The organism is Flavobacterium sp. (assembly GCF_044371705.1).
GTDB lineage: Bacteria > Bacteroidota > Bacteroidia > Flavobacteriales > Flavobacteriaceae > Flavobacterium.
The window spans coordinates 14,887-41,886 of the sequence record NZ_JBILTE010000002.1 but is presented as its reverse complement, the minus strand read 5'-3'; the positions used below and the strand labels follow the sequence as shown (position 1 = coordinate 41,886).

General features: G+C 35.2%; 23 protein-coding genes and 1 tRNA gene. 13 read left to right on the top strand and 11 right to left on the bottom strand.

Annotation, left to right across the window (positions count from 1 at the left end; all coding sequences use genetic code 11):
* Positions 1 to 104: 104 nt before the first annotated feature.
* A tRNA-Pro gene (locus ACIQ2S_RS00430) sits at positions 105 to 178 on the bottom strand.
* A gap of 102 nt (positions 179 to 280) precedes the next feature.
* Between ACIQ2S_RS00430 and ACIQ2S_RS00425 the strand changes: the two genes are divergently transcribed.
* The 4 genes from ACIQ2S_RS00425 (at position 281) to ACIQ2S_RS00410 (ending at position 3,183) form a co-directional block, all read left to right on the top strand.
* A complete protein-coding gene (locus ACIQ2S_RS00425) occupies positions 281 to 772 on the top strand; it encodes a phosphoglycerate mutase family protein (protein ID WP_396172051.1) in 492 nt (163 codons plus the stop codon).
* A gap of 57 nt (positions 773 to 829) precedes the next feature.
* Entirely contained in the window at positions 830 to 1,282 is a 453-nt protein-coding gene (gene smpB, locus ACIQ2S_RS00420; RefSeq protein ID WP_396172049.1) for an SsrA-binding protein SmpB, read from the top strand.
* 82 nt (positions 1,283 to 1,364) lie between these two features.
* Entirely contained in the window at positions 1,365 to 2,012 is a 648-nt protein-coding gene (locus ACIQ2S_RS00415; protein ID WP_396172045.1) for a hypothetical protein, read from the top strand.
* Positions 2,013 to 2,133: 121 nt separating this feature from the next.
* Complete coding sequence (locus tag ACIQ2S_RS00410; RefSeq protein WP_396172043.1) at positions 2,134 to 3,183, top strand: Fic family protein; 1,050 nt, start codon at positions 2,134 to 2,136, stop codon at positions 3,181 to 3,183.
* A 26-nt stretch (positions 3,184 to 3,209) separates the two neighbouring features.
* On the opposite strand, the gene ACIQ2S_RS00405 is transcribed toward ACIQ2S_RS00410, so the two are convergent.
* Both ACIQ2S_RS00405 and ACIQ2S_RS00400 read right to left on the bottom strand, forming a co-directional pair.
* Positions 3,210 to 4,484 carry a T9SS type A sorting domain-containing protein gene (locus tag ACIQ2S_RS00405; protein ID WP_396172040.1) on the bottom strand — a complete coding sequence of 425 codons (1,275 nt, stop codon included), beginning with the start codon at positions 4,482 to 4,484 and terminating at the stop codon, positions 3,210 to 3,212.
* 36 nt (positions 4,485 to 4,520) lie between these two features.
* On the bottom strand, positions 4,521 to 5,162 hold the full coding sequence (locus ACIQ2S_RS00400) for a protein-L-isoaspartate(D-aspartate) O-methyltransferase (RefSeq protein WP_396172037.1): 642 nt from the start codon (positions 5,160 to 5,162) through the stop codon (positions 4,521 to 4,523).
* Positions 5,163 to 5,340: 178 nt separating this feature from the next.
* On the opposite strand from ACIQ2S_RS00400, the gene ACIQ2S_RS00395 reads away from it, so the two are divergent.
* The 9 genes from ACIQ2S_RS00395 to ACIQ2S_RS00355 all read left to right on the top strand — a co-directional run bounded on the left by ACIQ2S_RS00395 (position 5,341) and on the right by ACIQ2S_RS00355 (position 13,978).
* Positions 5,341 to 6,306 (top strand): Gfo/Idh/MocA family protein, encoded by a 966-nt coding sequence (locus tag ACIQ2S_RS00395; protein ID WP_396172035.1) that lies wholly within the window; start codon positions 5,341 to 5,343, stop codon positions 6,304 to 6,306.
* An 80-nt stretch (positions 6,307 to 6,386) separates the two neighbouring features.
* Positions 6,387 to 7,277 (top strand): 3-hydroxyacyl-CoA dehydrogenase family protein, encoded by an 891-nt coding sequence (locus tag ACIQ2S_RS00390; RefSeq protein ID WP_396172032.1) that lies wholly within the window; start codon positions 6,387 to 6,389, stop codon positions 7,275 to 7,277.
* Positions 7,278 to 7,340: 63 nt separating this feature from the next.
* Positions 7,341 to 8,558: a DUF1015 domain-containing protein gene (locus tag ACIQ2S_RS00385; protein WP_396172029.1), complete on the top strand. Its 1,218-nt coding sequence runs from the start codon at positions 7,341 to 7,343 to the stop codon at positions 8,556 to 8,558.
* 268 nt (positions 8,559 to 8,826) lie between these two features.
* Complete coding sequence (locus ACIQ2S_RS00380; RefSeq protein ID WP_396172027.1) at positions 8,827 to 9,492, top strand: YggS family pyridoxal phosphate-dependent enzyme; 666 nt, start codon at positions 8,827 to 8,829, stop codon at positions 9,490 to 9,492.
* Positions 9,493 to 9,635: 143 nt separating this feature from the next.
* Positions 9,636 to 9,911, top strand: a complete 276-nt coding sequence (locus ACIQ2S_RS00375; RefSeq protein WP_396172025.1) for a four helix bundle protein — start codon at positions 9,636 to 9,638, stop codon at positions 9,909 to 9,911.
* Positions 9,912 to 10,072: 161 nt separating this feature from the next.
* On the top strand, positions 10,073 to 11,434 hold the full coding sequence (locus ACIQ2S_RS00370; protein WP_396172021.1) for an exonuclease domain-containing protein: 1,362 nt from the start codon (positions 10,073 to 10,075) through the stop codon (positions 11,432 to 11,434).
* A gap of 33 nt (positions 11,435 to 11,467) precedes the next feature.
* Positions 11,468 to 12,307 carry an ion transporter gene (locus ACIQ2S_RS00365; RefSeq protein ID WP_396172019.1) on the top strand — a complete coding sequence of 280 codons (840 nt, stop codon included), beginning with the start codon at positions 11,468 to 11,470 and terminating at the stop codon, positions 12,305 to 12,307.
* Positions 12,297 to 13,226 (top strand): tRNA (adenosine(37)-N6)-dimethylallyltransferase MiaA, encoded by a 930-nt coding sequence (gene miaA / locus ACIQ2S_RS00360; protein ID WP_396172016.1) that lies wholly within the window; start codon positions 12,297 to 12,299, stop codon positions 13,224 to 13,226. The genes ACIQ2S_RS00365 and miaA overlap by 11 nt, the downstream gene beginning before the upstream one ends.
* Positions 13,227 to 13,237: 11 nt before the next feature.
* Positions 13,238 to 13,978 (top strand): acyl-[acyl-carrier-protein] thioesterase, encoded by a 741-nt coding sequence (locus tag ACIQ2S_RS00355; protein ID WP_396172014.1) that lies wholly within the window; start codon positions 13,238 to 13,240, stop codon positions 13,976 to 13,978.
* A 38-nt stretch (positions 13,979 to 14,016) separates the two neighbouring features.
* Here the strand turns inward: ACIQ2S_RS00355 and ACIQ2S_RS00350 are convergent, their stop codons facing one another.
* From ACIQ2S_RS00350 to ACIQ2S_RS00315, 8 genes are all read right to left on the bottom strand, one after another.
* Positions 14,017 to 14,730 carry a response regulator transcription factor gene (locus ACIQ2S_RS00350; protein WP_396172011.1) on the bottom strand — a complete coding sequence of 238 codons (714 nt, stop codon included), beginning with the start codon at positions 14,728 to 14,730 and terminating at the stop codon, positions 14,017 to 14,019.
* A 42-nt stretch (positions 14,731 to 14,772) separates the two neighbouring features.
* Positions 14,773 to 16,350, bottom strand: coding sequence for a sensor histidine kinase (locus tag ACIQ2S_RS00345; protein ID WP_396172008.1), 1,578 nt, complete (start codon positions 16,348 to 16,350; stop codon positions 14,773 to 14,775).
* Positions 16,351 to 16,421: 71 nt separating this feature from the next.
* Positions 16,422 to 17,006 (bottom strand): dephospho-CoA kinase, encoded by a 585-nt coding sequence (gene coaE, locus ACIQ2S_RS00340; RefSeq protein ID WP_396172006.1) that lies wholly within the window; start codon positions 17,004 to 17,006, stop codon positions 16,422 to 16,424.
* Positions 17,007 to 17,009: 3 nt separating this feature from the next.
* Positions 17,010 to 18,008: a glycosyltransferase gene (locus ACIQ2S_RS00335; protein WP_396172004.1), complete on the bottom strand. Its 999-nt coding sequence runs from the start codon at positions 18,006 to 18,008 to the stop codon at positions 17,010 to 17,012.
* A gap of 464 nt (positions 18,009 to 18,472) precedes the next feature.
* Complete coding sequence (locus tag ACIQ2S_RS00330; protein ID WP_396172002.1) at positions 18,473 to 19,318, bottom strand: transporter; 846 nt, start codon at positions 19,316 to 19,318, stop codon at positions 18,473 to 18,475.
* A gap of 21 nt (positions 19,319 to 19,339) precedes the next feature.
* Entirely contained in the window at positions 19,340 to 20,758 is a 1,419-nt protein-coding gene (locus ACIQ2S_RS00325; protein ID WP_396172000.1) for a DUF1254 domain-containing protein, read from the bottom strand.
* 307 nt (positions 20,759 to 21,065) lie between these two features.
* The gene (locus tag ACIQ2S_RS00320) at positions 21,066 to 22,283 is read right to left on the bottom strand and encodes a cation:proton antiporter (RefSeq protein WP_396171998.1); all 1,218 of its coding nucleotides are present in this window, start codon (positions 22,281 to 22,283) and stop codon (positions 21,066 to 21,068) included.
* Between the two features lie 222 nt (positions 22,284 to 22,505).
* Positions 22,506 to 26,879, bottom strand: coding sequence for a fibronectin type III domain-containing protein (locus ACIQ2S_RS00315; protein WP_396171996.1), 4,374 nt, complete (start codon positions 26,877 to 26,879; stop codon positions 22,506 to 22,508).
* Positions 26,880 to 27,000 lie beyond the last annotated feature (121 nt).

The window sequence follows — 27,000 nt, the reverse complement described above, 5'->3', positions numbered from 1 at the left end:
TTTTGCAAAAGTTTTGGGATTTTTTATATACAAATTTGCTCAAGCGAGCTTGGCAAATTTGTATATAAAAAATCCCTTGAGCAAAGCTCAAAGGATTTGTCTTGTCGGGATGACTGGATTCGAACCAGCGACCCCTAGCACCCCATGCTAGTAAGCTACCAGGCTGCTCTACATCCCGAAAAGTGTTGGCAAAAGTAAGTGTTTGAATAGTATATACCAAAAAATAATCAAAAAGAATTGTAAACTTTTTTACGGTATATTTACCCTAAAAAAATATTGTATGCGATTACTGTATCTTTCCATTTGCTTACTACTTTCTTCGGGAATTTGGTCACAATCAGATTCTATAACTACCATATATCTGATCAGACACTGCGAAAAAGAAACTTCATCTCAAGACCCTGAGCTATCAGAAAAGGGCATCGCCAGAACTCAAAAATGGGCTGATTTTTTTGAAGACCTTCCCATTGATCTTTTTTATTCAACAAATACAAAAAGAACGGCCACTACCTGTTCGATGATTGCAGATTCGCAGAAAAAAGGAATTCACTATTATAATCACAACGACTTTGCATTAAATGAACTAGTGGCATTAAATAAGGGAAAAACCATTTTGATCGTTGGACACAGTAATACTATTCCTGCACTAATCAATAGTTATTTAGGAAAAGAAATGTACCAAATGATTCCAGAAAATGAATTTGGAAGTCTATATACACTTACTGTTGCAGATGATGTGATCACTCATGATTTAAAGTTCATCAACGATTAACTTAAGATGCACGTACTACCGATCAACTTTGAAAATAGTTAGTATATTTGCCTTCCTATGCTAAAAACAATCAACATACTCAATAAAAGAGCTCGTTTTGATTATGAAATCATCGAAAAATTTGATGCAGGAATTGTATTAACAGGTACAGAAATAAAATCTATTAGATTAGGCAAAGCGTCCATTGCTGAAAGCTTTTGCGAATTTCATAACAGCGAACTTTTTGTCATCAATTCTACCATTGAAGAATATTTGTATGGCAATCACTACAACCACAAAGCTAAAAGCGAACGCAAACTTCTATTAAACAAAAAAGAACTGAAAAGTCTAGAAAAAAGTGTCCAAAACAAAGGATTGACGATTGTTCCGCTTCGATTATATACCAACGAAAAAGGACTGGCTAAACTTGAAATCGCCTTATGTAAAGGAAAGAAAAATTACGATAAACGCGAATCCATCAAGGAAAGAGATACCAAAAGGGACATCGATCGTGTTAAAAAATCATTCTGATTTTAACATTTATTTTTATAATAATAATATATTTACAACCTATTAAAATCTAAAAATATTTTTTAAGTCAACTTTATCCTCTATGAAAAAAATTATTGGAATCATAGCTTTTGCATTCTTATTAAGTTGTAGCAGCAGTAATACAACCATTGTTCAAAGCTGGAGAGATCCCGAAACTACAGTCGCAAACGAACAATTTAAAAAAGTTTTAGTTGTTGCTATTCTAAAAAATGATGTTACACGCAGAATAGTTGAAACTAAATTTCATGAATTTAATCCCGGATTCAAAACTTCCTATAATTTTTTACACCAAGGAAATAAAGATATGACTCCGGAAATGATTGGAAAGCTTTTACAACTTGAAAATTTTGAAGGAGTAGTTACGCTTCGTTTAGTTGACACCAAAACAGAGACTGATTATGTGCCGGGAATGAATACATCCTTATATTATGGAGCTTACGGATATAACAACTATTATGGTGGAATGTTTGGCGGTTGGTATGGCAATTATTCTCCCTATTTTTATGACCCTGGATACTATGTTCAAAACACCTATTATTTCATTGAAACAAATGTATTTTCATTGAAAGAAAATAAGTTAATTTGGTCAGGCACAACAAAATCATCCAATGTGGAAGGACATATCAATGAAACCGCCGGTTTTATTATTGAAGAGATTGCTGAACAAATGAGAAAAGACGGCTCTTTGCCTTCGAAACCTAAAAAATAGCAAACGCATTAAACAGTAGTAACAGTCAACAGATTAACGGTAATAATCTGTTGACTTTTTTTTTGACAGAAGTGTAATAATTCAAAAATTATGACTAAATTTGTCATGACAATTCAAAGCGATGAAAGATTTATTAAAAACTGCAAGAGAGACTAAGAATTTAAAAACTCGTGAAGTGGCTCAACTTCTTGGGATCGATCAGGCTTTGATTAGTAAATTTGAAAGTGGAACCAGAAAACCAACCAAAGAACAAATTTCTAAATTGGCAACGTTGTTAGAAATCGATTATGAAACATTGCTGATTGCTTGGCTTAAAGAGAAAATTCTCTACGAGATTGGAACGGATGAATACGCTTTAAAGGCGTTACAAGTAGCAGAAGAACAAATTAAATACACTGTCAATTTCAAACGAAGTGAACTGTCAACTTCACTGAAAACTATTTTGAACGAGATTGACGTTTTGAAGAAAATTCTCGACCAAAAAAGAGCAAATGACAGTTTTAGAATAGCACAAGCTCTTGAGTTAGAATACACTTTTGAAAGCAATCGGATTGAAGGAAACACCTTGACTTTACGAGAAACAGATTTAGTAATTAATGAGGGATTAACCGTTTCTGGCAAAAGTATGCGGGAACATTTAGAGGCAATCAATCACCAAGAAGCAATTGGTTACATCAAGCAATTGATGGAAAGAGGTTTTTCGTTTAATGAGCGAGAATTATTATCCATTCATAATTTAATTCTTCGCGGGATCATTCCGGAAGACGCCGGAAGATATCGCAGAGTGCAAGTAATGATTAAAGGAAGTAGTCACATGCCTCCACAACCCTATTTAGTCCCTAAAGAAATGGAAGACTATTTTATGTGGTATGAAAGTCAAAAAAGCAAGTTGCATCCGGTGATTTTAGCGGCAGAAATGCATGAAAGATTAGTGACCATTCATCCATTTATTGATGGTAATGGTAGAACTTCTCGCTTGGTAATGAATTTAATTTTATTACAGCATGGTTTTGTAATTGCCAATATCAAAGGTGATTATGACAATAGAATGAGCTATTATCAAGCTTTAGAAACCGCTCAAACTAAGAGTAATAAAGAAGATTTTTTACTCTTCATTGCTCAAAATGAAAAAGAAAGTTTAGAGCGTTATATTTCAATAATTGGACAATAAAAACCTGCTGCAAGGCAGGTTTTCTATTAATTTTTCAGAATCTTTTTAAATACTACTCTATCATCCACTTCAATTTTAGCGGCATACATTCCTGCCGGTAAATTTGACGTATTAATTATTTCATTTGGTCCAACTTTTTGTTTCAAAACTTGTCTGCCTTGAAAATCGAAAAGTGTTACCAAGGAATTTTGAAGTCCTCGAATAATTAAAGAATCTTTAAAAGGAACAGGAGATATTTGAACATTTTCAATTGGTAAATCATCTAATGAAAGAATACAAGTATTTGGAGTTCCTGTAGCAAAATTTACTGTTCCATTCACAACTGACCAATTTTCCCAAGAACCACCCACGCCGGTTGTCCAATCTGATAAATCTAAAAAATTGGTACCTGTCATGGTACCGGGTACTTTATACACTTTAACTGCTTGTCCGTTGTTATTCCAAGTTAACGGACTTCCGGAAATACATGTTTCAGGAACAAAAGGAGTCGCACAATTGGCTTGTAAAAAATAAGCAAATTCCTGATATTGTGGAAATGCACCATACACATACGCTTTTCCATCAGCTGCTATACAAACGGACACATATTCATTGGAAGCAATTCCAAAGCTTCTGATGTTTTCATCTTTTGCTATTCGTGCCAAAAAAGCAGTATGGCGACCTCTTCTGTCCGGATTATCATAGTGCGTATCTGTAATAACATTTTGTAAAAAAGGAATATTTAAAAAATCATTACTTCCCAAGGTAACATTTGTATTGTACGGATTACTAAGTGCCTGACTTGAAGTTACCGAACTAAACATCGCACTGTAATAATGGGATCCTAAAATAGCCATGCCTGCACTCGTGCCTCCAATAGGAGCATTTTTCACATTGACATGATAATTGAGTGCATCTTCCAACGCGTTATTTTTAAAATAATTAACATAGTTGGATTGATCTCCACCTGCAAACCAAATCAATTCGGCATTGGCAACTTTATCCATAACATAAGGATGTGTAGCACCAGCAACTGAGGTAATTACTAATGTTTCTACTGAATTCACAGTAATCCCTAATTGTGAATAAAAATAATTGTTGTAGCCGTTTCCGCCAGTACTTCTAATTACTACCACATCACCCCCATTGGCTCTTTGCAACAACCATTTCATGGCTTCGTCATTTTCGGTTGCTCCTCCCATCAAACAAACGCCAAAAGTAGGTACAGTGTTAATATTTGCGGTATTACCGGTAAAAAAACTTGTATAACCTTGGGCTTGTGCAACCAGAGGTAATAATAAAAAAATTAATTTTCTTAGCATAGCTGATTAATTTAATTCAAAAATATAAAATATTGACTAATTTTTATCCTCTAAAAGTGGTACAAATCGAAACTCGCCGAATTCTTGTTTGACAAATTTTGTTTCAGATGCTCTTACCAACAAGGTCATTACTTGATTTTTATCTCCTAACGGAATAACTAGCCTTCCTCCTATTTTCAACTGTGCCATTAATGGATTGGGTATAAATGGAGCACCAGCTGTTACAATGATGCTATCAAAAGGTGCATCTTCCGGCAAGCCTTTGTAGCCATCTCCAAAAACAAATTTTTTCGGGTTTAAGCCCAAAGTGGGTAAAAAACGAGAAGTTTTTTTAAACAGCTCCAATTGTCTTTCTACCGAAAAAACTTTCGCTCCCATTCTACATAAAACTGCTGTTTGATAGCCTGAACCCGTGCCGATTTCAAGTATTTTGTGTTCCTTTTTTACCTCTAATAATTGTGATTGAAAAGCTACTGTATAAGGTTGAGAAATGGTTTGTCCGGCTCCAATCGGAAAAGCTTTATCTTGATAGGCGTATTGTTCAAAACCAGAATCTAAAAACATATGTCTTGGAATTTTATTGATTGCTTCCAACACATTTTTATCAGTTATGCCTTTTTCTTCCAAAAGTTTGACTAACTGATTTCGGAGTCCTTGATGTTTTGATGTATCTTTCAATTTGGGAGTACAGTTTGTTTGGGTAAAAATATACCTAAAAAGATCAAATTCCAAATTCTAAAATTCCAAATTCCAAAATTGATGCAGACGAGTAAACTGTTGGGAAATATATTGGATTTTGGAATTTTAAGGATTGTAATTTCTTTTAATATTACTATTTTTGATAAAATTTACTTTTATGCTAAAAATTGGCGTTTTAGGTGCCGGACACCTTGGAAAAATACACTTACGATTATTAAATCAATCTGAAAAATATGAATTAGTTGGCTTTTATGATGAAAACGCAGAATATGCCGAAAAAATAGCCGCCGAGTTTGGTTATAAGCGTTTTGACACTATTGCCAAATTAATTCATGCTGTAGATGTCATTGACATTGTTACTCCTACCCTTTCCCATTACAAATGTGCTAAAGTATCCATCAAATCTGGCAAACATGTTTTTGTAGAAAAACCGATTGCCACAACTGTTGAGGAAGCTGAAGAAATCATTGCTTTAGCAAAAGAACATCATATTAAAGGTCAGGTAGGACATGTGGAACGATTCAATCCGGCATTTATAGCAGTGAAAAACCAAATTCACAATCCGATGTTTATAGAAACCCATCGTTTGGCGGAGTTTAATCCGAGAGGCACAGATGTTCCCGTGGTTTTAGATTTAATGATTCACGATATTGATGCTATTTTAAGTGTGGTGAAATCAAAAGTAAAGGCCGTTCACGCCAGTGGTGTTTCTGTTTTGAGTCAGTCGCCAGATATTGCCAATGCACGAATTGAATTTGAAAATGGCTGTGTTGCCAATATCACTTCGAGCCGAATTTCGATGAAAAATATGCGAAAATCTCGCTTCTTTCAAAAAGACGCTTACATCTCTGTCGATTATTTAGACAAAGTGTGTGAAGTGGTAAAAATGAAAGACGCACCGGAAGTCCCAGGTGATTTTGACATGATTTTACAAAATGCGGAAGGAATCAAAAAACAAATTTATTTTGATAATCCTGAAGTTTCTTTGAACAACGCTATTTTAGATGAATTGGAAACTTTTGCGAATGCGATTAACAATAACACAACTCCAGTTGTGACGTTGGAAGATGGAACAGAGGCGTTGCGAGTGGCATATATGATTATTGATTCTATGGGGAAATAATTTGTTTCAAGTTTCAGGTTTCAAGTTGTTGCGAAACCTGAAACTTGAAACTTGAAACAAAAACAAACTAAAAATACATAATGAAAACAATCGCAGTAATCGGAGCAGGAACCATGGGTAACGGAATTGCTCACACCTTTGCTCAAAGCGGATTTAAAGTAAAATTAATTGATAAATTTGAAAAATCGTTAGAAAAAGGTATCGCAACTATTGCTTCCAACTTGGATAGAATGGTAGCAAAAGGCACTATTTCTGAAGATGACAAACACCAAACCATTTCAAACATTATAACTTATACCGACATTAATGACGGAGTTGTAGGTTGTGATTTAGTTGTGGAAGCGGCCACTGAAAATGTAGGCTTAAAAATGACAATTTTTAAACAACTAAGTGATGTTTGTGATCACAATGTGATTTTGGCAACGAATACTTCATCCATATCCATCACACAAATTGCAGCTCAAGTGGTTCATCCGGAACGAGTAATTGGTATGCATTTTATGAACCCGGTGCCGATTATGAAATTGGTTGAAATTATTCGTGGGTATAATACTTCAGATGAAGTGACCAATATCATCATGGATTTATCAGTCAAATTAGGCAAAATACCTACAGAAGTAAACGACTATCCTGGTTTTGTGGCTAATCGAATTTTAATGCCGATGATTAATGAATCCATTGAAACATTGTATAACGGAGTTGCTGGAGTTCAAGAAATTGACACGGTGATGAAATTAGGAATGGCTCACCCAATGGGACCTTTGCAATTGGCTGATTTTATTGGCTTAGATGTTTGTCTTTCCATCTTGAATGTGATGTACGACGGTTTCAAAAATCCAAAATATGCCCCTTGTCCACTTTTAGTGAATATGGTAATGGCAGGAAAATTAGGGGTGAAATCCGGTGAAGGTTTTTACGATTATTCGGAAAGTAAAAAGTCGGAGAAAGTTTCAAAACAATTTTTAAAGTAAACATTCGCAGTTTTTAGTCGCAGATTGAAACTGCAACCTGAGACTGAGACTGCAAACTATATCATGAGCAAAATAATCCCCTTTAAAGCCGTTCGTCCCACACCGGACAAAGTCGCTTTGGTTACTTGTAGAAATTATGACGATTACAGTCAGACCGAACTGGCTTCGTGGCTGAATTTTAATCCATACTCATTTTTACATGTGATTCATCCGGCTTATGTGCATTCGCAAAAAATCACGTTGGATAAACGTTTTAAAGGTGTAGCTCATAAATACCAAGATTTTAAGGCTGACGGAATTTTTATAGAAGAAGATCAACCCGTTTTCTTTCTGTATGAAATTCAAACTAAAACCAATGTATTTACCGGAATTGTTGCGGGAACATCCATTGAAGATTACAAAAACAATGTGATTAAAAAACACGAAGATACCTTGCAATATCGGGTGGAATTATTCAAAGATTATTTGCATCAAACCGGTTTTAATACCGAACCTGTTTTGATTACCTATCCGGATAATCCATCGATTAATCAATGGATTGAAGAAAAGAAAAAAAGTCAGCCCATCTACAATTATTCCACAACCAATAAAGAAAAGCACCAGCTTTGGAAAATTGAAAGTGCCGAAGAAATTCAGTGGTTGCAAAAACAATTTGAATTGATTCCAGAATTATACATTGCCGACGGTCATCATCGTTCGGCTTCAGCTGAATTATTATATGACCAAGACAAGCATTTGGGCAACGAAAACTTGAACTATTTCATGAGTTTTTTAATTGCTGAAAGTAATGTCAAAATTTTCGAATTCAATCGAATTATTCGTGATTTAAACGGGTATGAAACAATTGATTTCTTATTGAAATTAGAAGAACATTTCATCATTAAAAACAAAGAACAAGAATTGTGGAAGCCACAAAGTAAGTTTGAATTTGGCATGTATTTAGATGGTAATTTTTACGCACTTTTTTACAAGCAAGAAACTAAAAATCCAACTATTTTAGAAAACTTAGATGCTCAAATTTTATACAACAAAGTTTTGCAACCGCTGCTTGGAATTGACGATTTGCGTAACGACGAACGTATTGAATACATTCCCGGAAAGCAATCGATTTTAACACTCAAGGAATTGATTGATGAAGGCGAATTTGAAGTCGGTTTTATGCTTTATCCTTCAGACATTTCTGAGATAAAGGCTTTGGCAGATAACAATTTGATTATGCCTCCGAAAAGTACCTATATTGAACCAAAGTTTAGAAGTGGTTTGATGGTGTATGAATTGTGAAAAGATGGAAGATGGAAGATGGAAGATGGAAGATGGAAGTTTAGAAGATAGAATTTAGAGAAAAAAAGCAAACGCATTCTTTGTCATTTCGACAAAGGAGAAATCACACAAATATTTAAAATGCCAGTAGATATCCCACCTGTGATTGATTTTATAAGTATAACTATATATGCAAATAAAAATCACAGTTTAAGTAAAGCATCATTTATATAAGTGCTTTTCTAATTTTTAAAATTTCTTAAATCTGTGTTCTAATAAAAGCAATAAAATGTCAATAGCAAATAATTTAGCAAAGATAAAATCCGCTCTTCCGCCACACGTAACTTTAGTAGCCGTTTCGAAAACCAAACCGGTTGCTGATTTGATGGAAGCCTACAACGCCGGTCAACGTATTTTTGGCGAAAACAAAATCCAAGAAATGACCGAAAAATGGCAACAAATGCCAAAAGATATTCAATGGCACATGATTGGTCATGTGCAATCGAATAAGGTGAAATATATGATTCCCTATGTGCATTTAATTCACGGTGTGGATAGTTTGAAACTGCTAGTAGAAATCAATCGATTGGCTGCAAAATGGCGTAAGAAAGTAGATTGTTTGTTGCAAATTCACATTGCCGAAGAAGAAACGAAATTTGGTTTGGATAAAAATGAATTAGAAGAGATGCTGAAACAAGTTCAGTGTGACAAAGACCAGTTTGCAAATATCAAAATTGTCGGTCTGATGGGAATGGCGACATTTACTGATGATCAAACACAAATAAAAAGAGAGTTTTTACATTTAAAAGCTATTTTTGATAAACACAGTCAAATGAAAACTGACAACTGCCATCTGACAACGTTATCCATGGGCATGAGTGGCGATTACCAACTCGCCATCGAATGTGGTAGTAACATGGTTCGGATTGGAAGTAGTATCTTTGGCAGCAGATAATTTCAATATCAAAAATCAAGTTCAATATCAAAAATCAATCAATAAATTTAAATGGAAGAAAACAATATTTTTACGGAGAAAATATTCAACTTTGAAGATCGATTTGTTCGTTTTGCTGGTGAATGTATTTTTTTACAAGAAATTTGAATAAATCATTTGAAAATGAATATTATAAAAATCAACTAATTAGATCTTCAGGAAGTTCTTCACTAAATTTTGGAGAAGCTCAGGGAACAATTAGTGATAAAGACTTCATTTTTAAGTTAACATTAGTAGTTAAAGAATTAAAAGAATCAAGAAACTCTTTAAAAATATTGAACTACATTAAAGAAGGCGATGAAATTACCCGAATTTTACTTTTAAAAGAAGTTGAAGAGTTAATTGCTATTTCATCAAAAATGATAATTAATAAAAAATAATTCAATAACAATTACAATGTCAATTTCAAAAATCAAACTCAATTGCAATTGCAATATTTATCATAAAATTCAATTTTAATTGACTTTTAATATTGTTATTGAATATAAATTTTGAAATTGATTTTTGATATTGCAATTGATTTTTGACATTGCCATTGAAAATGTACGCAATTTTAGACATAGAAACCACCGGAGGTCAATACAACGAAGAAGGAATAACCGAAATAGCCATTTATAAATTTGATGGTCATGAGGTGATTGATCAATTCATTAGTTTGGTGAATCCTGAAAAGCCCATTCAGCCTTTTGTGGTGAAATTAACGGGCATCAACAATGCCATGTTGCGGTCGGCACCTAAATTCTATGAAGTAGCTAAGCGTATTATTGAAATGACCGAAGGTTGTATTGTTGTAGCTCACAATGCTTCTTTTGATTATCGAATTTTGCAAACTGAATTTAGAAGATTGGGATTTCGATTTCATAAACAAACACTTTGCACAGTTGAATTATCAAAAAAATTATTACCCGGACATGAATCATATAGTTTAGGAAAATTGGTTCGTACACTGGGAATTCCGATGGCCGACCGACATCGAGCAAGTGGCGATGCGATGGCAACAGTGAAATTATTCAAAATGCTTTTGGCTCAAGATATTGAAAAAGAAATTGTCAAAAGCATGGTGAAAACCGAAATTAAATCGGGTATGTCACCGAAATTATTAGACATTGTTGAAAATTTGCCTTCCAAAACTGGGATTTATTACATTCATAATGAAAAAGGTAATTTAATTTACATCGGAAAAAGTAAAAACATTAAAAAGAGGGTCAATCAACATTTTACAGGTACTTCGCGTAAATGCAAAAAAATTCAATTAGAAGTTTTTGCGATAACATTTGAAGAAACCGGAAGTGAACTAATTGCTTTATTGAAAGAAAGTGAAGAAATTAAAATCAACAAACCCATTTACAATCGAGCTCAACGCAAAACCATTTTCCAGTGGGCCTTGTATGCACAAAAAGATGAAAACGGCTATTTGGCATTAAAACTTCAAAAAGCGGATGGTCGCAAAAAAGAAATTACCTCCTTTAGCTCCATTCAAGAAGGAAAAAATGCATTATTTAAGTTCACCGACCAGTTCAATCTTTGCCAAAAAATCAATGGTTTGTACGATACAAAAAATGCCTGTTTTAAATACAAAATAAAAGAATGTGACGGAGCTTGCGTAGGAGTAATTTCGCCGGAAGAATACAATGAACGAGTGCAGGAATTTATTGAAACTAACTTATTTGACAACGAAAATATGGTAATTATCGACCGCGGTAGAAGCCTCCAAGAACGTTCGGCGGTATTAATTGAAGGCGGTATTTACAAAGGTTACTGTTTTTACGATTTGAACTATCAAATTACCAATACAGATGTGCTCAACAACATTATCATTCACATGCAAAATAATCGGGATACCCGAAATATCATTCAAGCCTATTTAAGAAAACACAAAGTAATGAAAATTGTAAAATTTTAGTTTTATATTAGCACTAAAGTTGATCAAATACTCATGAATTCAGTAAAATCATCTTGGGAAATTTTCAGACAAAAAACTCATATCATCATATATGGGACAAATACTGTTGCCGGAAGATTATTCGACCTGATTTTATTGGGAATTATACTTTTGAGTGTTTTATTGGTAATGCTAGAAACCGTTGAAGGAATTGATGTGAAGTATCATGAGCAATTGGTTTTTTTGGAATGGGTCATTACTATATTTTTTACCATTGAATATATTTTAAGAATTATCACAATCAATAAACCGCTTAAATATATTTTAAGTTTTTACGGAATTATTGATTTGATTGCAACATTACCTATGTACCTTTCTTTTTTCTTTGCCGGTACAAGTATTTTTACAACAATAAGAGCTCTGCGATTACTCCGACTTTTCAAAATCCTCAATCACCCGCAATTTTCCGGACAATCGGTGCATTTAAGAGAATCGATTGTAGCCAGCAGAGGAAAAATACTTGTATTCATGTATTTCGTATTGATTAGTTGTATTGTTATTGGCTCTATTATGTATGTGGTAGAAGGCAAAGAAGCAGGATTTACTAGTATTCCCACCAGTATTTATTGGTGCATTGTTACTTTAACTACTGTGGGTTATGGTGATATTTCACCAATCACACCGCTGGGTCAATTCATTGCTTCACTAGTAATGATTATGGGTTATGGAATTATTGCAGTTCCTACAGGAATTGTAACTGCTGAATTAGCTAAAAACACAACTCCCAAAATGCCTCTGCCAAACAAATTACATTGTTTTGAATGTGGTTCGGAAACACACTTATCCGATGCAAAATATTGTCAGAACTGCGGACAGTCATTAGATGAAAACTAATTACCTGATTACAATTGTTGGTCCAACTGCCATAGGAAAAACGGCTTTGAGTATTACTTTGTCCAAACATTTTGGCTGCGACATTATTTCCTGCGACAGTAGGCAGTTTTTCAAAGAGATGAAAATTGGCACCGCTGTTCCTTCTGTGGAAGAATTGAAAGCTGCACCACATTATTTTATTCAAAACAAATCGGTTTTCGAAAACTATTCCGTAGGTGATTTTGAACGGGAAGCTCTTTTAAAATTGGACGAACTATTTCAGAAAAACAACATCCAAATCATGGTGGGCGGTTCGGGATTATATGTGGATGCCGTTTTGCGAGGTTTTGATGATTTCCCGGATATTGAACCTTCTGTCCGTTTGAAAATCAGAAACAATTATGACGAAGAAGGAATCATTTATCTGCAGAATAAACTACAAGAATTAGATCCCATTTATTACAATAAAATTAGTTCTGAGAATCCGCAGACATTACAAAATCCGCAACGTATGATGCGATTTGTAGAAGTTTGTATGGGAACCGGAAAACCCTATTCTTCTTTTTTAAATCAGAAGAAAAGTACACGAAATTTCACACCTATTATCATCGGATTGGAAGCCAATCGGGAAATAATGTACGAACGGATCAATCGAAGAGTCGACCTCATGATGCAGGACGGATTGTTGGAAGAAGTGAAAAATTTACATCCCAACAAAAATTTGAATGCCTTACAAACCGTTGGCTATCGAGAACTATTTGATTATTTGGATGGCAAAACAAACTTAGAGTTTGCCATTGAAGAAATCAAAAAAAATACACGTCGTTTTGCTAAACGGCAACTGACTTGGTTTAAGCGGACGGAATATGTGAAGTGGTTTGATTACGAATCGGATGTAGAAGAAATAATTGACTACACAATAAGGAATTTAAATAAATAAAGTTTAAGCCAATGCCAATTTCACCCCGTTTCACATCCATTTATTCCTCCAACTGGGAAATTAATTTCATTCAATGTTATCCAAACGGACAATTGAAACATACCGAATTGTGCAACATTTTGCAACTAACTGCCGGCTTTCATGCAGAAATGGGCGGTTTGAGCTTTACGGATATGCAAGTTCACAACCAAGCTTGGGTTTTGAGTAGAATGCGAGTGGAAGTAACTGAATTGCCCAAATGGCGAGACTGTGTCACAGTAAAAACTTGGATTGTGGATATGCAGGGTTCGCGTTCGGTGAGAGCTTTAGAATTGTATGTAGGAGATAAAAAAATGGTCAGCTCACTTACCTATTGGGTTGTTTTAAATACCGAATTGCGAAAACCGGAAACTTTGGCCTTGCCTTTTGAACACTTTGAAGTGTATCCTAAAAATGTCCCCACCGAAAAATCTTTTTCAAAAATCAACTTGCATGTAGCAACTACGTTTTTAAAAAACAAAGTGGTTCTATTGTCTGATTTAGACATTGTCAATCATGCCAATAATGTGAAATATTTAGAATGGTGTTTGGATTGCTTGCCACCGAAAACCATTTATAAAAATAGCATTAAAGCTTTTGACATGAACTTTTTAAAAGAGCTGCATTGGGGGGATGCTATTAAAATTCAAGCTACTTTTGAAGAAGATCCGAATCAACTTTTTGTGATTAAGAATGATGTAAAATGTTTTGCATTGGCCATCGAATATTCATAAAACAAAAAAAGTCTCATTTCTGAGACTTTTTAGTGCAGTTACGCTACTTTATTTTTGATAACCAAACGGAAACCTTCTCCGTGAATATTTAGTATTTCTACATCTTCATCCAATTTCAAATATTTACGCAATTTGGCAATATACACGTCCATACTTCTGGAAGTAAAATAATTATCGTCTCTCCAAATTTTTGTCAGAGCTAATTCACGTGGCATTAAATCATTTTCATGTAAAGCCAACATTTTCAATAATTCATTTTCTTTAGGTGATAATTTAATTGGTTCCAATTCGCCGAAAGTTAAGAATCGTAACTTCGAATTTAAATGAAATCTTCCGATTGTAAATTCAAATTTGGTGTTATCCGTTTTACTTTCAGACTGTTTGCGTTGCATGATTGCTTTGATTTTCATCAATAACACTTCCGAGTCAAAAGGTTTGTTCAAATAATCGTCGGCTCCCACTTTATAGCCTTTTAATACATCCTCCTTCATTGACTTCGCTGTTAAAAAAATCAAAGGAATCTCTTTATTTTTTTCTCTGATTTCCTTAGCAAGCGTATAACCATCTTTATAAGGCATCATGACATCTAAAATACACAAATCGAAATTGTCTTTTTTAAATTTTTCAAATCCTTCCATTCCATTTTTAGCTAATGTAACCTCAAAGTCATTTAGCATCAAGTAATCTTTTAATATTGCTCCGAAATTCGGATCATCTTCAACTAAAAGAATTTTTTTGTTTTCCATTTCCATAGGTAATTATTTTTTAGTGGTATCTATATTTATTAGTTGTAATTAATTTATAACAGGTATTTTAATAATGAAAGTGCTTCCTTTTCCTTTTTCACTTTCTACAAAAACCTGACCATTATGTTCTTCTACAATTCTTTTTACGTAGGCTAAACCTAGTCCGTGTCCTTTTACATTGTGAATATCTCCCGTGTGTTCGCGATAAAATTTTTCAAATATTCTCTTTTGAGCCACTTTACTCATTCCGGCTCCTTGATCTTTTATTTTTATAATTAATAAGTCCTTTACATTTTCAGTATACACATCGATGATCGGCTTGTTGGGTGAATACTTAATTGCATTGTCCAAAATGTTAACCAAAACATTGATAAAATGCACATCATTTACCAAAGCTGTCGTTCGAGCTGCATTGAAATGCGTGTTAATCTCCCCTTCTCTACTTTCAATAATTAGGCTTACATGCTCAATGGCATCGCCAATAATTTCATTAATATCAGCTGGTTCTTTATTAATTTCCAACTCTTTCTTTTCTAATTTGGAAATCCGCAGAACGTTTTCAACTTGGGCATGCATTCGTTTATTCTCATCGCGAATCATTTGCAAATATCGCTTGACCTTTTCAGGGTCGTCAATCACTTTCGGATTCTTAATGGCATCCAAGGCCAAATTAATGGTTGCAATGGGTGTTTTAAACTCATGCGTCATGTTATTAATGAAATCGGTTTTAATTTCAGAAATTTGACGTTGTCTAATTAATTGACCCAAAGCACTGGTATAAGCGATAATTATAATTAACGTAAAAACTAATGATAATAGTGTAATTCCTATTAAATTTGAAAATAAAAATTTCTTCTTCTCAGGAAAACTCAACATTAGCTGAAACTTGCTTGTACCTTCATTATCTGCAAAAACAGGAATACTGTAGGTGTTTTCTTTATCGAATTTGAAATGTTCTGATTTAACTTTTGTTGCTAAACCGTTGCTGTAAATTCCAAATTCAAAAGGTGTATTGACACCATATTCCGTTAATTCACGTTTCAATAACTCATTCAGCTTGGCATTCGAAATTCGATGTTCAATAGGATAGCGTTGTGCAATATCATTCACTGATATTTCATACTGCATTTTATTGAGAATTTCCATTCTGCCTGAATTTTCAATTTTTATATCAGGAACAGGTTTTCTCTGCAGACTTGCGTTATCAATTCCGTTATTATACACTTCCGTTTTTCTTTTGGAAGTAATTCCTTTTAACTTTAAACTATCTGTATTTCTATCAAAGAACGTTGAAAAATTAAAATCATCAAAAATGATATTGTTTGAATAAATAATTGTTTCGTTGGTTTGTGAATTTCTTTGAATGTAACCAAACTCCAAAAAATCAGTATCAAGTTTGTCGGAACCGGTACTGTCTTTGTATTGATTAATTCTGTCTACAAAAGTCATGATTTCTTGCTGCTTTAATTTATCTGCAACATTTCCAATGACTTGTTTCACATGAAACTTAAATTGTTCTTGATTGTTTTGAAACGAGGTATTAAACCAATATACTTGAACTAAAATAATCCCTATCAAAGAGATACTCATTAAAACAACCAATAATCTAAACAACAACTTATTCATCAATACAAATTTAACATTTTAACATTTGACATGTTGATACATTAACCAAACATTAACAAAAGGGTAATAATTTATTGAATTTTCAATAAATTAAGAATTTCGTCCACCTGTTTTTTAGCAACTTCAATTTCATCATTAACAATAACAAAATCGCTAGCTTTCATTCGCTGCTCATCACTCCATTGATTGTTCATTCGTTCCTTCACTTGCTCTTTTGTTAGGGAATCTCTTTTCACAACACGTTCAATTCTTTTCTCTACAGGAGCAACTACCGAAATTGTTTTGTAACAATCACTATTTCCGCCCGTTTCAAATAAAATAGCCGTTTCTTTCAACACATACGGACTTGCTTGATGAACGTTCAACCAATCTTTAAAATGCTCTTTTACTGCAGGATGAACAATACTATTAAGTACTGCTAATTTTTCAGGGTTATTAAAAACAATTTTAGAAAGTTTGGTTCGATTGACAGCATCATTCGACACAATATCTGTACCAAAGGCAGTTTGTAAAGCATTAAATATTTTTGGCTGTTCCATTACTTTCTTGGCTTCGATGTCTGCAATATATACGGGTATTCCCTTTGATTCGATGTAGCGAGCAATGGTTGTTTTCCCGCTACCTATTCCACCGGTTAAACCAATAATTTTAGTCATATATTACTTTTTAAAAAACAATTCAGGAAACACAACTGTTGGATCTTTTTTGAGTAACTGAATCAAAACGAACGATTTTAAGAAACCAATGCCATAGCCGTAAAACTGAATACACACAGCTACTATAGTAAGAGACGCAATTTTTAAGCTTTTGTTACTAAATAATGAAGTAAAAAATAGTACGATAAAATAGTCTAAATAGAATACGATTGGAAAATAAACGCCGAACAAAAGAGCAATAATCGCAACATCCACGCCTAAAATAAATAATGTTGGCAAAAAGAAAGTCAGCTTTGCATGTTCCGGATACCAGCTATTTAAAATCGGACGTGCTTTGCCAAATTTATTGACTTGTGTATAAAATTTTGTCCAATCGATTCTGCGTTTATGGTACACGTAAGCTTCAGGTATCAATTTTGTTTGGAAACCCAAGTTCCATAAGCGAATCGATAAGTCGGGATCTTCGCCCGGATGAATCGTTCCAAAACCATTGGATGCTTTAAACGCTTTTTTGGAAATTCCCATGTTGAAACTACGCGGTTGAAAACGGTTCAACTTTTCGGAGCCGCCTCTGATTCCTCCCGTAGTTAAAAAAGAAGTCATCGCAAAATTAATCGCTTTTTGAATGTCTGAAAAACTATCCAATGCTTGATCGGGGCCTCCAAAGCAATCAACAAACTCTTTTTCAAGTGCTTTTGAAACAGCTGTTAAATAGTTTTTTGGAATAATACAATCGGAATCAAAAATTAGAAAATAATCACCGTTGGCTTGTTTCATTCCGAAGTTACGAGAATCACCCGGACCTGAATTTGTTTTGAAAAAATAGGCAATAGTTAGTTTGTCTTTAAAAGTTTCCACTAGATGCTCACAACTTATTGTTGATCCGTCTTCCACAACAACCACTTCAAATGGCTGTCCGAAATCTTGAGCAGTCAAACTTTCCAACAATTCGTTTATTTCATCCGGACGGTTATAAACGGGAATAATCAATGAAAACAACATCGGTATCTATTTTTAACAAAGATACATTTTAAACTAAAAAAGCCACGCATTACACGTGGCTTAAAACTTAGGATTCGTTTTTGGAAATTATTGTTTATTTGTTTTTATTCTTTTCAATTGACTGTCTAACTTAATTTTAAGCAACTATTTTTCTTTTGAAACTAGACCCCTACTAGAGTTTAAATCCTATTGCGGTTTTCTTAAAAAACCAACTGCATTTATTATCTTTAGTAAATGGGTACTAAGCGAATGTCATTTGTTCGCCTCAAAACCTAAAGCATTCATTCAATCAAAGCCCTATTTACAATTCCACCTAAAGAAGCAGATTTATCTGTAAAGTGAGCCATTTAGCAAGAATAAAGATAATCTATTGTTTTTTCAATTTGACGTAGGAAAAATTTAAAGAAACTCTAAACATTTGAGATTCAACATCATTGCTACCACCAACAACTACTCCTCCATAATCACAATACAGGCCAATGAATGGCATTATTTGATAGCCAACTCCGGCTCCCATTATTATCATTTTTCTCACCGTCTGAAATCGTTTGTCCACCTTGTTTGTAGAGTGCATTTCCGAAAACCCAGAATTTTTTGGTAAAATTATGTGATAGATGTGATTCAACACTAAACAAAGCATTTTGCTCAATTTTGTCTGCATTTGTTCCAAGAGCAGGATCATTATTAGCACCAAACAATGATAATGAAGGATTAACCTCTAACCAAGTTTGCCTTTCTAAATTATCATTTAAAGGAATTGCCATAGGGAACCCAATTTGATATGTTAATCGGTTTGTTCCAAGATTGATAACCTTTTCTGGGTCATACGAGCCTGAATACCACAAACGCAAATCAGTAAATAAAGAGAATTTCATCGGTTTTTTTAAATATTCTTCAACACCAAGTGCGGGGGCACCAAATAGGCCTAGCTTAAAGCCAACAAAACCGTCTGAAAAACCGTCGGCTTTAATTCGGTTCATTGGAAGCGGAATAACCGGTGGAACATTTTTGGCAGAGCCACTAATTTCGCCGGGATTTGCCATAAATGATACTTGCGCAAATCTACCTTTTATAGAGAATGTGTGGAAAGCGGTAACTGGAAAAAGATCAATAGTAAACTTTGCTCCTGGTATCAGAATACTACCGGTACTGTTAACATTTTGCTCCAAACCCATCCATTTAACATTTAAAGAAGTAACGCCTTTAGGAATCAACAAATATGATCTTGGACCATCTGCTTGAGCCGAAGCGATATTGGTGACAGAAAAAATGGTTAGTAAAAAAATTAATTTAAAAAATTTTAGTTTCATTAGTTTCAGATTTAATTATTACTAGTTTTTACTTTTACTATTTTTTACCGCCGGTGGAGTCCAACTACCATTTAGCAATGGTTCTTTTGGCCAATAAGCTCGCATAAGCAAATTAAAATCTCCCGCAGGGGTGGGAAGCCAGTTGGATTCTTTGTCTTTACCCGGTGAATTTTTCTGAATGTAAATATCAATTGATCCATCAGCGTTTACTTTCAAATTATTTCGGTCTCCAATAGCATGTCTATTCAAAACGTTTTCTACAAAATACCCTTCATTGTTGTACATACTTAACGACCAAAATGCTTGCACCGGTGGTGTTTCATTTTTATTAAAATGCATGATATAGTTGTTTTCACCATTTAACGGATTTCCTTCACTATCTACAACACAACTGGGATATACAGCATCTTCAATCAAGTTTGCACCAAGACCTTGAAAGGCAACAATTGCTCTAAATAGATAATCTGTACCGTAATTACCCATTTTTGGATTTAAATTCATGTTCCACCCATTTATTAATTTTTTAGGTGAAAGATTCAATTGTTCCGACAATTGTTTGATTACTTCTGTAGGTATCGAACTAAGTGCCGCTTTTGTATTTTTATTATAATTATTCATATTAAAATCAGCTCCGGGACCAACACCTATCTTTACCATTTGCTTTATAAAAAGCGAATCTTGTTTTAAAGGAGGATTAGCAACCATTAACTTATTTACATAATTAAAATATTTCTCTAAATCCATTGCAGCAACAATCTCATTGGGAGAACGCTTATCAATAGACGTATCAATGATTCCTTTTGGAAGAGGATAAATGCTATAAAATTTACTTAAGGGAGTTAGTGTCACTTGTTTCTCAAGTTTCACCACTTCTTGAACATCAGAAGGACCATTTACTTGAATTCTACCTAATATCCATACTAGATTAGTGGGTGAAGGAATGTGTATCATTCCTTTAGGAACAACACCCTTCCAAAAGGGACCTGTAATAAGAAAGTCACCTTCGCTATTGCCGGTGGTTCGGCTTCCGGGTGCATTAAAAACATCTGACCACGCATTTAACATTGGCATGAGATAATAGCGTTTATTCGTTGCAGGCAAGTGTAATACCATAGGTTCGGCTGTCAATTCTAAAAAAGCAGTATTATAAAAAGTATCTGCATTAGGTCGAACAACATCTCTGAATTTTGCGTCCGGAAATTTAGTGGCTATTGTAAATTGGTTAAATGGTGCACCGTTACCCGACGCGTTGGACTCAACATTAGTTAATTTCTTTGATGTAATATCCATCAATGCTAATGGAAGTGAATAAATAAAAGCTTGCTTTGCTTGCTGTACTACTAAAGAATCAACTGATTCATTTTCTGTAGCTATTTGTGTCTTTTTTTGACAACCTATTGCTATAAACACCGTTAAAGCAAACATTATTCGTTTAACCATATTAAAATAATTAAATAACTGAAATTTTTTAACAAACAGCATAAATGTACAATATATTTTTAAATAATGACATTTATGTTATATTTAATCACTTTGCTTAGTGATGATTAGCACAAAATTTGAAATTGAATAATGGCAAAAATGTGATTCCCAATTAAGTTTTACTCTTTTCAAATGCAAGGCTGTTGCAAAAAACAAATAAATAGAATACTTCACCCGGTTTAGCCAAGAAACATCTGCTGCTATCAACTTACTTTTCGAGTTTGGAAATCTTCTAGGGTTAGAGGTGGAACCTTCGAAGGTTAATTTAACTCAATCTTTCAAATGCTTTTTTCAAAAGTAACGGCGTAGTCAACGTTGTTAAGACGCCCATAATGACTAAGATTGAAAAAACTTCGGTATTTATCAAACCATTTTTGTAGGCAATGTTGGCAATGACAAGTTCCATTATTCCTCTTGCGTTAAGTCCTACTCCAAGTGTCAAGGAAACATTTTTGGGAAGTCCGGCGAGTGTTCCACCGATAAAACCACCCGCAATTTTGGACAAATAAGAAACCGCAATTACTGCTAGTAATAAGGCTATATTGTCAATAGATAAAAAATTAAATTCTAAACCAATACCCGCAAAAAATACCGGTGCTAAAAAACCCATAGCCATATTATTGGTCGTTGTTTCTATCGCTTTTAAATTTTCCTTGCCAATTAAGGAATCACTTATAAGCATTGAAGCAAAAAATGCACCGACAATAAAATGAAGACCTAAACTTTCTGTGAACGTTGAAAACAACAAAACAAAAACAAAAAACAGAGCAAACAAGGGTTCTTTCCCTTTTAAAAAACCAACCAATTTGTCTAGCGACTGTTGAATATAATCGCCTTTTCGCAATACTTTTTTAATGAGCAAATATACAACACTTAAAAGTCCGATAAAAATGGCTAGCTTGATTAAAGAAATTGAACCTGCTTTTACCACAGAGGCTGCGGACATATCGGTATCTTTAATATTCAAGAGAACTCCCAAAATAGACAGTGCTAAAACATCATCAAAGATTGCAATGGAAATTATTTTTTGTCCAACTTCAGAATTTATTTTACCTAAATCCATCAAAATTCTGATACTTACAGGCAGTGCTGTAATTGCCACACACAAACCAATAAAAACGGTGGTCATGATGTCTTGTTCAAAAAAATAACCTACCGCAATACCACCAAATATAGGAATAAAAAAAGCCATGATTGAAATAATAATATTTCGCCCTTTTAAAGATTTGAGTATGTCGTCAATATTAATTTCAAGTCCTGCGATGATTACTAAAAGAAAAATTCCTAATTCTGAAATAACTTTTATGTCTTCTGTTCGATGAATAAGTCCCAGCAAGCTTGGTCCCAAAATAATTCCTGCAATGATTTCTCCAATCATTGACGGTTGTTTAAATCGTTCAAATACTTCGCCAAATATTTTTGCTGTTACCAATAAAATTAACAAATTGGTAAAAAATGGAAGTTCAAAATGAGGCTCTATCATCCGACTTTAAATTTTTGTTTTAGTTCTATCCATTCATTTAACGTACTGCAACTGTCGCTTATTCGCTTGCACAAATATATAGTTTTTAACACTATTAAAAAACAAATAAAGTTGCTCTATTTTTCAATAACCCTCGAATAATTTGGAACGCTTCGATGGTCAGAAGTAAAAAAAAACCGCCTGATTGCTCAAGCGGTTTCTAATTATTAAGAAGTATACAACTTAGTTTTTAACCACTTTAATAGTTTTAGATACTTCATCTGAAGTTACTTTCACCATATAAGTACCCGCGGTTAAACTTGACAAATCCACCTGCGTTTGTGTAGCATTTGGTTTAGAAGTTAACATTTGTTGACCTAATAGGTTGTAAACAACAACATCCGAAATTACATTGCTATAAGATACCGTTAAGACATCTGTTACCGGGTTAGGATAGTATTTGAAATTAGCGTTGTCAAAACCACCAACGCTCAAGGTAACATTTGCAGTTACAGCTAACGGCAAACTACAACAAATGCCTTCCGAACTTGCTGCATAATAAGTCGTTCCATCTGTAATCAATGTACCAGCAGGTAATTCATTAGCATTTGCTAAAGCATCTGCCTGAGTTGCAAACCATCTTAGAGCTGTTGCAGTAACTACTAAATCTTCAATTGTGGCTTCGGCAGCAGTAGCAGCGGTAACTGTTTGCACCGCATCACCTGTTGGAGGATCAAGAGGAACAAGGGTAACATCATAATCTTCCGTTTCACCCCAAATATAACTTGCACAGGGGTCAATTAAAGGTCCGTTTGTATTGTAAACCATACGAACACGCATTCTGTACTGTCCGGCTGGTGGATCACACATTAATGTAAATGTAAACGAGCCCGTTGTTCCGCTGATAACTGTTTCTGTTGTAGCAATTTTTTCTGAGGGTTCAAATGTTAAATCATTATCTAAATCAACCCAAACAGCGAAACCTTGATTTCCAAATCCTGTGGTTACTTGAAATGTATAGGTTGTTCCTTCCACAAACGTAGCGGTATAGTTGGGCTGACCTACAAATAATGTATAGGATGGAGCCGTAGTACTGGTTCCAGAATTATTTGACAATGTAGTTCCTGTAACCACCAAATTTGATAGGTAGTCACTTGACGAAACCCCACTTGTGTAAATAGGCGTACAAGCACAACCAGTAACTGCCGTACTAAATGATTGTTCAGCACAACCTGTTGCGTCGCCATTAGCATTGAATGGTACCACTTTGTAGTAGTAGGTAGTGTTTGCGTTTGCAACAAATGAATACGTTAAACCACCTACTACAAGGTTGTTCAACACTTCTGAACCACCCACGGTTGTGCCAATAGTTAATTTGTAACCATCTGCACCGGCAGAAGCATTCCATGAAATGTTTGTTGCTTCGTTACCACAGTTGGCGTTTGGAACAGCTGTCACGTTTGTTGAACATATTGGAGCTGTCAAAGGAATACTAAGAACTTCGAAATCATCGATGAAGAAATCATAATCCTGACCTTCAGAAACTGTACCGCTGGTTGCATAAAATGCAAACCTCACTGTATTAGAAGTAACAGTTGGTATATTAAAAGTAGCTGTAGCACCTACATGTGAAGGCGTATTAGCAGCATTATAAGTGGTTAAGTTAGTCCATGTTGTTCCACCATCGGTAGACATCAAAACATAAACAAAGTCATCCGTTCCCATAGTAGCAACCGGACCTGAAGTAATAGGACCAGTTCCATTCCACTGTGTGACTCCCACTTTATACTTCACCTGATAGCCTCCGCCAGCTAAATTGAAAACAGGAGAAACCAACCACCCTCTCACTGACGTTGTCCAAATATTAATTCTTGCTGCACCTGTACTTCCAACATTCAAATAACCATCTTGATTCCAAGAACCTGAATTAACAGCACCTGTTGGACCGGTAAGCTGATCGCCTGTTGCATAGCGTTCCCAGCAAGCAGGCGTATTCACAGGAAATGGTAGCCAGGATGTAAAAGGCTCAAGATATGCCGGAGTAAAAGTCGCACATGGTGTGGTAAACGTTACGATGGTTGTCCAAGCACTCTTATCTGAAGCAGAACAAACCGAACGGACCCAAACAAAATATTGAGTCGTTGGATTTAACGCTGTTAAAGCAGCAGTCGTAATTCCTGCACCTACTGAACCTGTAGCAACAGTTGCCGACGTTGGAGCGGTAGATGACGTAGAAACAAAGTACTCATATCCTTCAGCTGGTGCCGGTGAAGCAGCAGTCCAGTTTACAGTAGCCGATGTAGCTACAACGCTAACCATAGCAACACCCGTTGGCTCTGCACACGTTGGAATCACTTCCCAACTTACATCGTCAATACTAATACTAGACGCTCCTCCGGGGAATCCTGGATTTAAAATTGCTAAGTGTTTAACACCTGCGGGAATAGCTGTTGTTGAAGGTACATAAATAAATTGTTGGGTATTCGCTACAACATTTCCAGGAATCTGAAAATCAGTCAAAAATACGAAAGTACTCAAATTGGAAGGATCCGTCATGTAACCCAATTCTAAAAATCGATTGGGTTGTGTTGCAAAAGCTTTTAATCGAAGTCTATGCGTTCCTGCATTTAAATTAGAAACTGACGGTAATATTGCATAGGCCTGTTGCGGAGGGGTTGTTGTGCTTGATACTGTCATGATCATTCTATTGGGTGGCGACATTGGTAGAGCACTTCCCGCAACAACGTAAAAAGTAGGCGTTCCAACCTGACCTTTAGTCCAACAATCCGGCAGCGGACCGTTGAAAGCAGTTGATTGTCCTGGAGCTTCAAAGTTCTGAAAAAATGAAGTGACATCGTCACACTGTGTTTTGAATGCGAGCGGACCTATCCAGAAACTTGAGTCTGTTGGCGAACATACGGCACGTACATAATACGTATAATTGGTATTAGGGGTCAACGCCGTTAGAATGAATGGATTGGTTGGTGCAGGAACAATCGTACCAGTTCCAAGAGCAAATCCAGGAGCACCATATTGTATTTCCCAAGCTGTTGCAGTACTTGCCTCTGTCCAACCTAAAACAGCAGTTGTATTTGTTATTGCAGAAGCGGTTAAATTCGATGGCTCAATACATGTTGGAATCGCTTCCCAGCTGAAATCGTCAAAAGAAGCAGTAGTTGAGCCTAGGGGCGTTCCAAAAAATCCATTATTTCGAATAGCTAAATGTTTCACCCCTGCAGGTAATGCACCGGGAACTACAATAAACTCAAGAGCTGCTGCCGCTGTTGTACCAGGTAACGTAAGTTGTTGTAATTCAACAAAAGATGCTGTATTGCTGACATCAGTCATATACCCCACACTTACGGTTCTATTGGCAATCGTAGCAAATCCTTTAAACCGAAGTCTGTGAGTATTTGCTTGCAGATTAGACACTGGAGGCAAAATAGCATAAGCCTCTGAGGGTATAGTACCCGCAGCCGATGCGGTCATAATCAATCGGTTCGCAGGAGACATTGGAGCCACACTTCCTGTGGTCACATTTAAAGAAGGTGTTCCAACTATGCCTTTCGTCCAACAATCTGGTAGTGGGCCGTTGAAAACTGTTGACTGACCGGGGGAATCAAAGTTTTGAAAAAATGAAGTGACATCGTCACAAAGTGTTCTGAAACCTCCTACTAGAACCCAAGTTCCAATGTCTGATCCGCAAATAGAACGAACAAAAACAAAATAATTCGTGTTTTGAGTCAAACTTGTAACAGCAGCTGTATTCGTTGTATTAGCTGTTCCCGCTCCTATTGGAGTGGTAGCCGAACTTGAAACAATGTACTCATAACCATTCGCAGGAATAGAAGAAGATTCTGTCCATGTAATAGTTGCCGATGTAGTGGTAATGTTTGTAGTAGTTAAGCCTGTTGAACCCGGACAAGTAGGTGGGGACCAAGTGAATGTTAAACCAGAACTAGGTGTAATGGCAGTTGTTAATGTACAATTAGCATTATTTGTTGAACCCGCAGTTGTCGCCGACCAATTCGTGGTGGTGGTTCTGTTGGCAAAAGCAGCATTGGATGCACCTCTCAAGCCTACTTCTCTGGTTCTATTGGTTGCATTTTGAGTAAACGAGCCATAAATCATTTCAATAACGTTGGTCGTTTCATACAATTTAATTTGGAAATTATAAATATCACCTGTAGAGGCGAAATGTCTATAATCTTTCCATTGCACGGTTAACACTTGGTTGGGTGTCGCACCAGATAACTGGTAACTTAATTCACCACCTACGGTATTCCCTTGCAAATCGCCTGCAAATGCAGCAATGATGTTATTCATCGCACCAGTTGACAAAGGATTCCAACTATTAGTCATGGTACCTCCACTTAAAGATATCCAACCGTTGGATTGAATTCCAATTTGCGTGTGCGACACTCCATTGAAAACGAAACTAAAGCCAATGGGTATTGCAGGAAACGAAGTGTCGTCGTTAGTGGTCACACCTAGAACCGTTCCGCCTGTTATTGCGTTATACGTTCCTGCCGACTGGCTAAACGCATACGAACTCACTTGTGCACTTATTTGCCAACCCATTAAGAGGACAATAAGTGCTAATGTAATTTTTTTCATATCTGCATATTTTTTCTTGAAATTATATAATTTCAATAAATTATAAAATTATTTAGCAAATATTTAGCAACTGTTAACCCTCTAATGGTTTGGAACCCTTAGAGGGTTTGAAAAAAAAAAA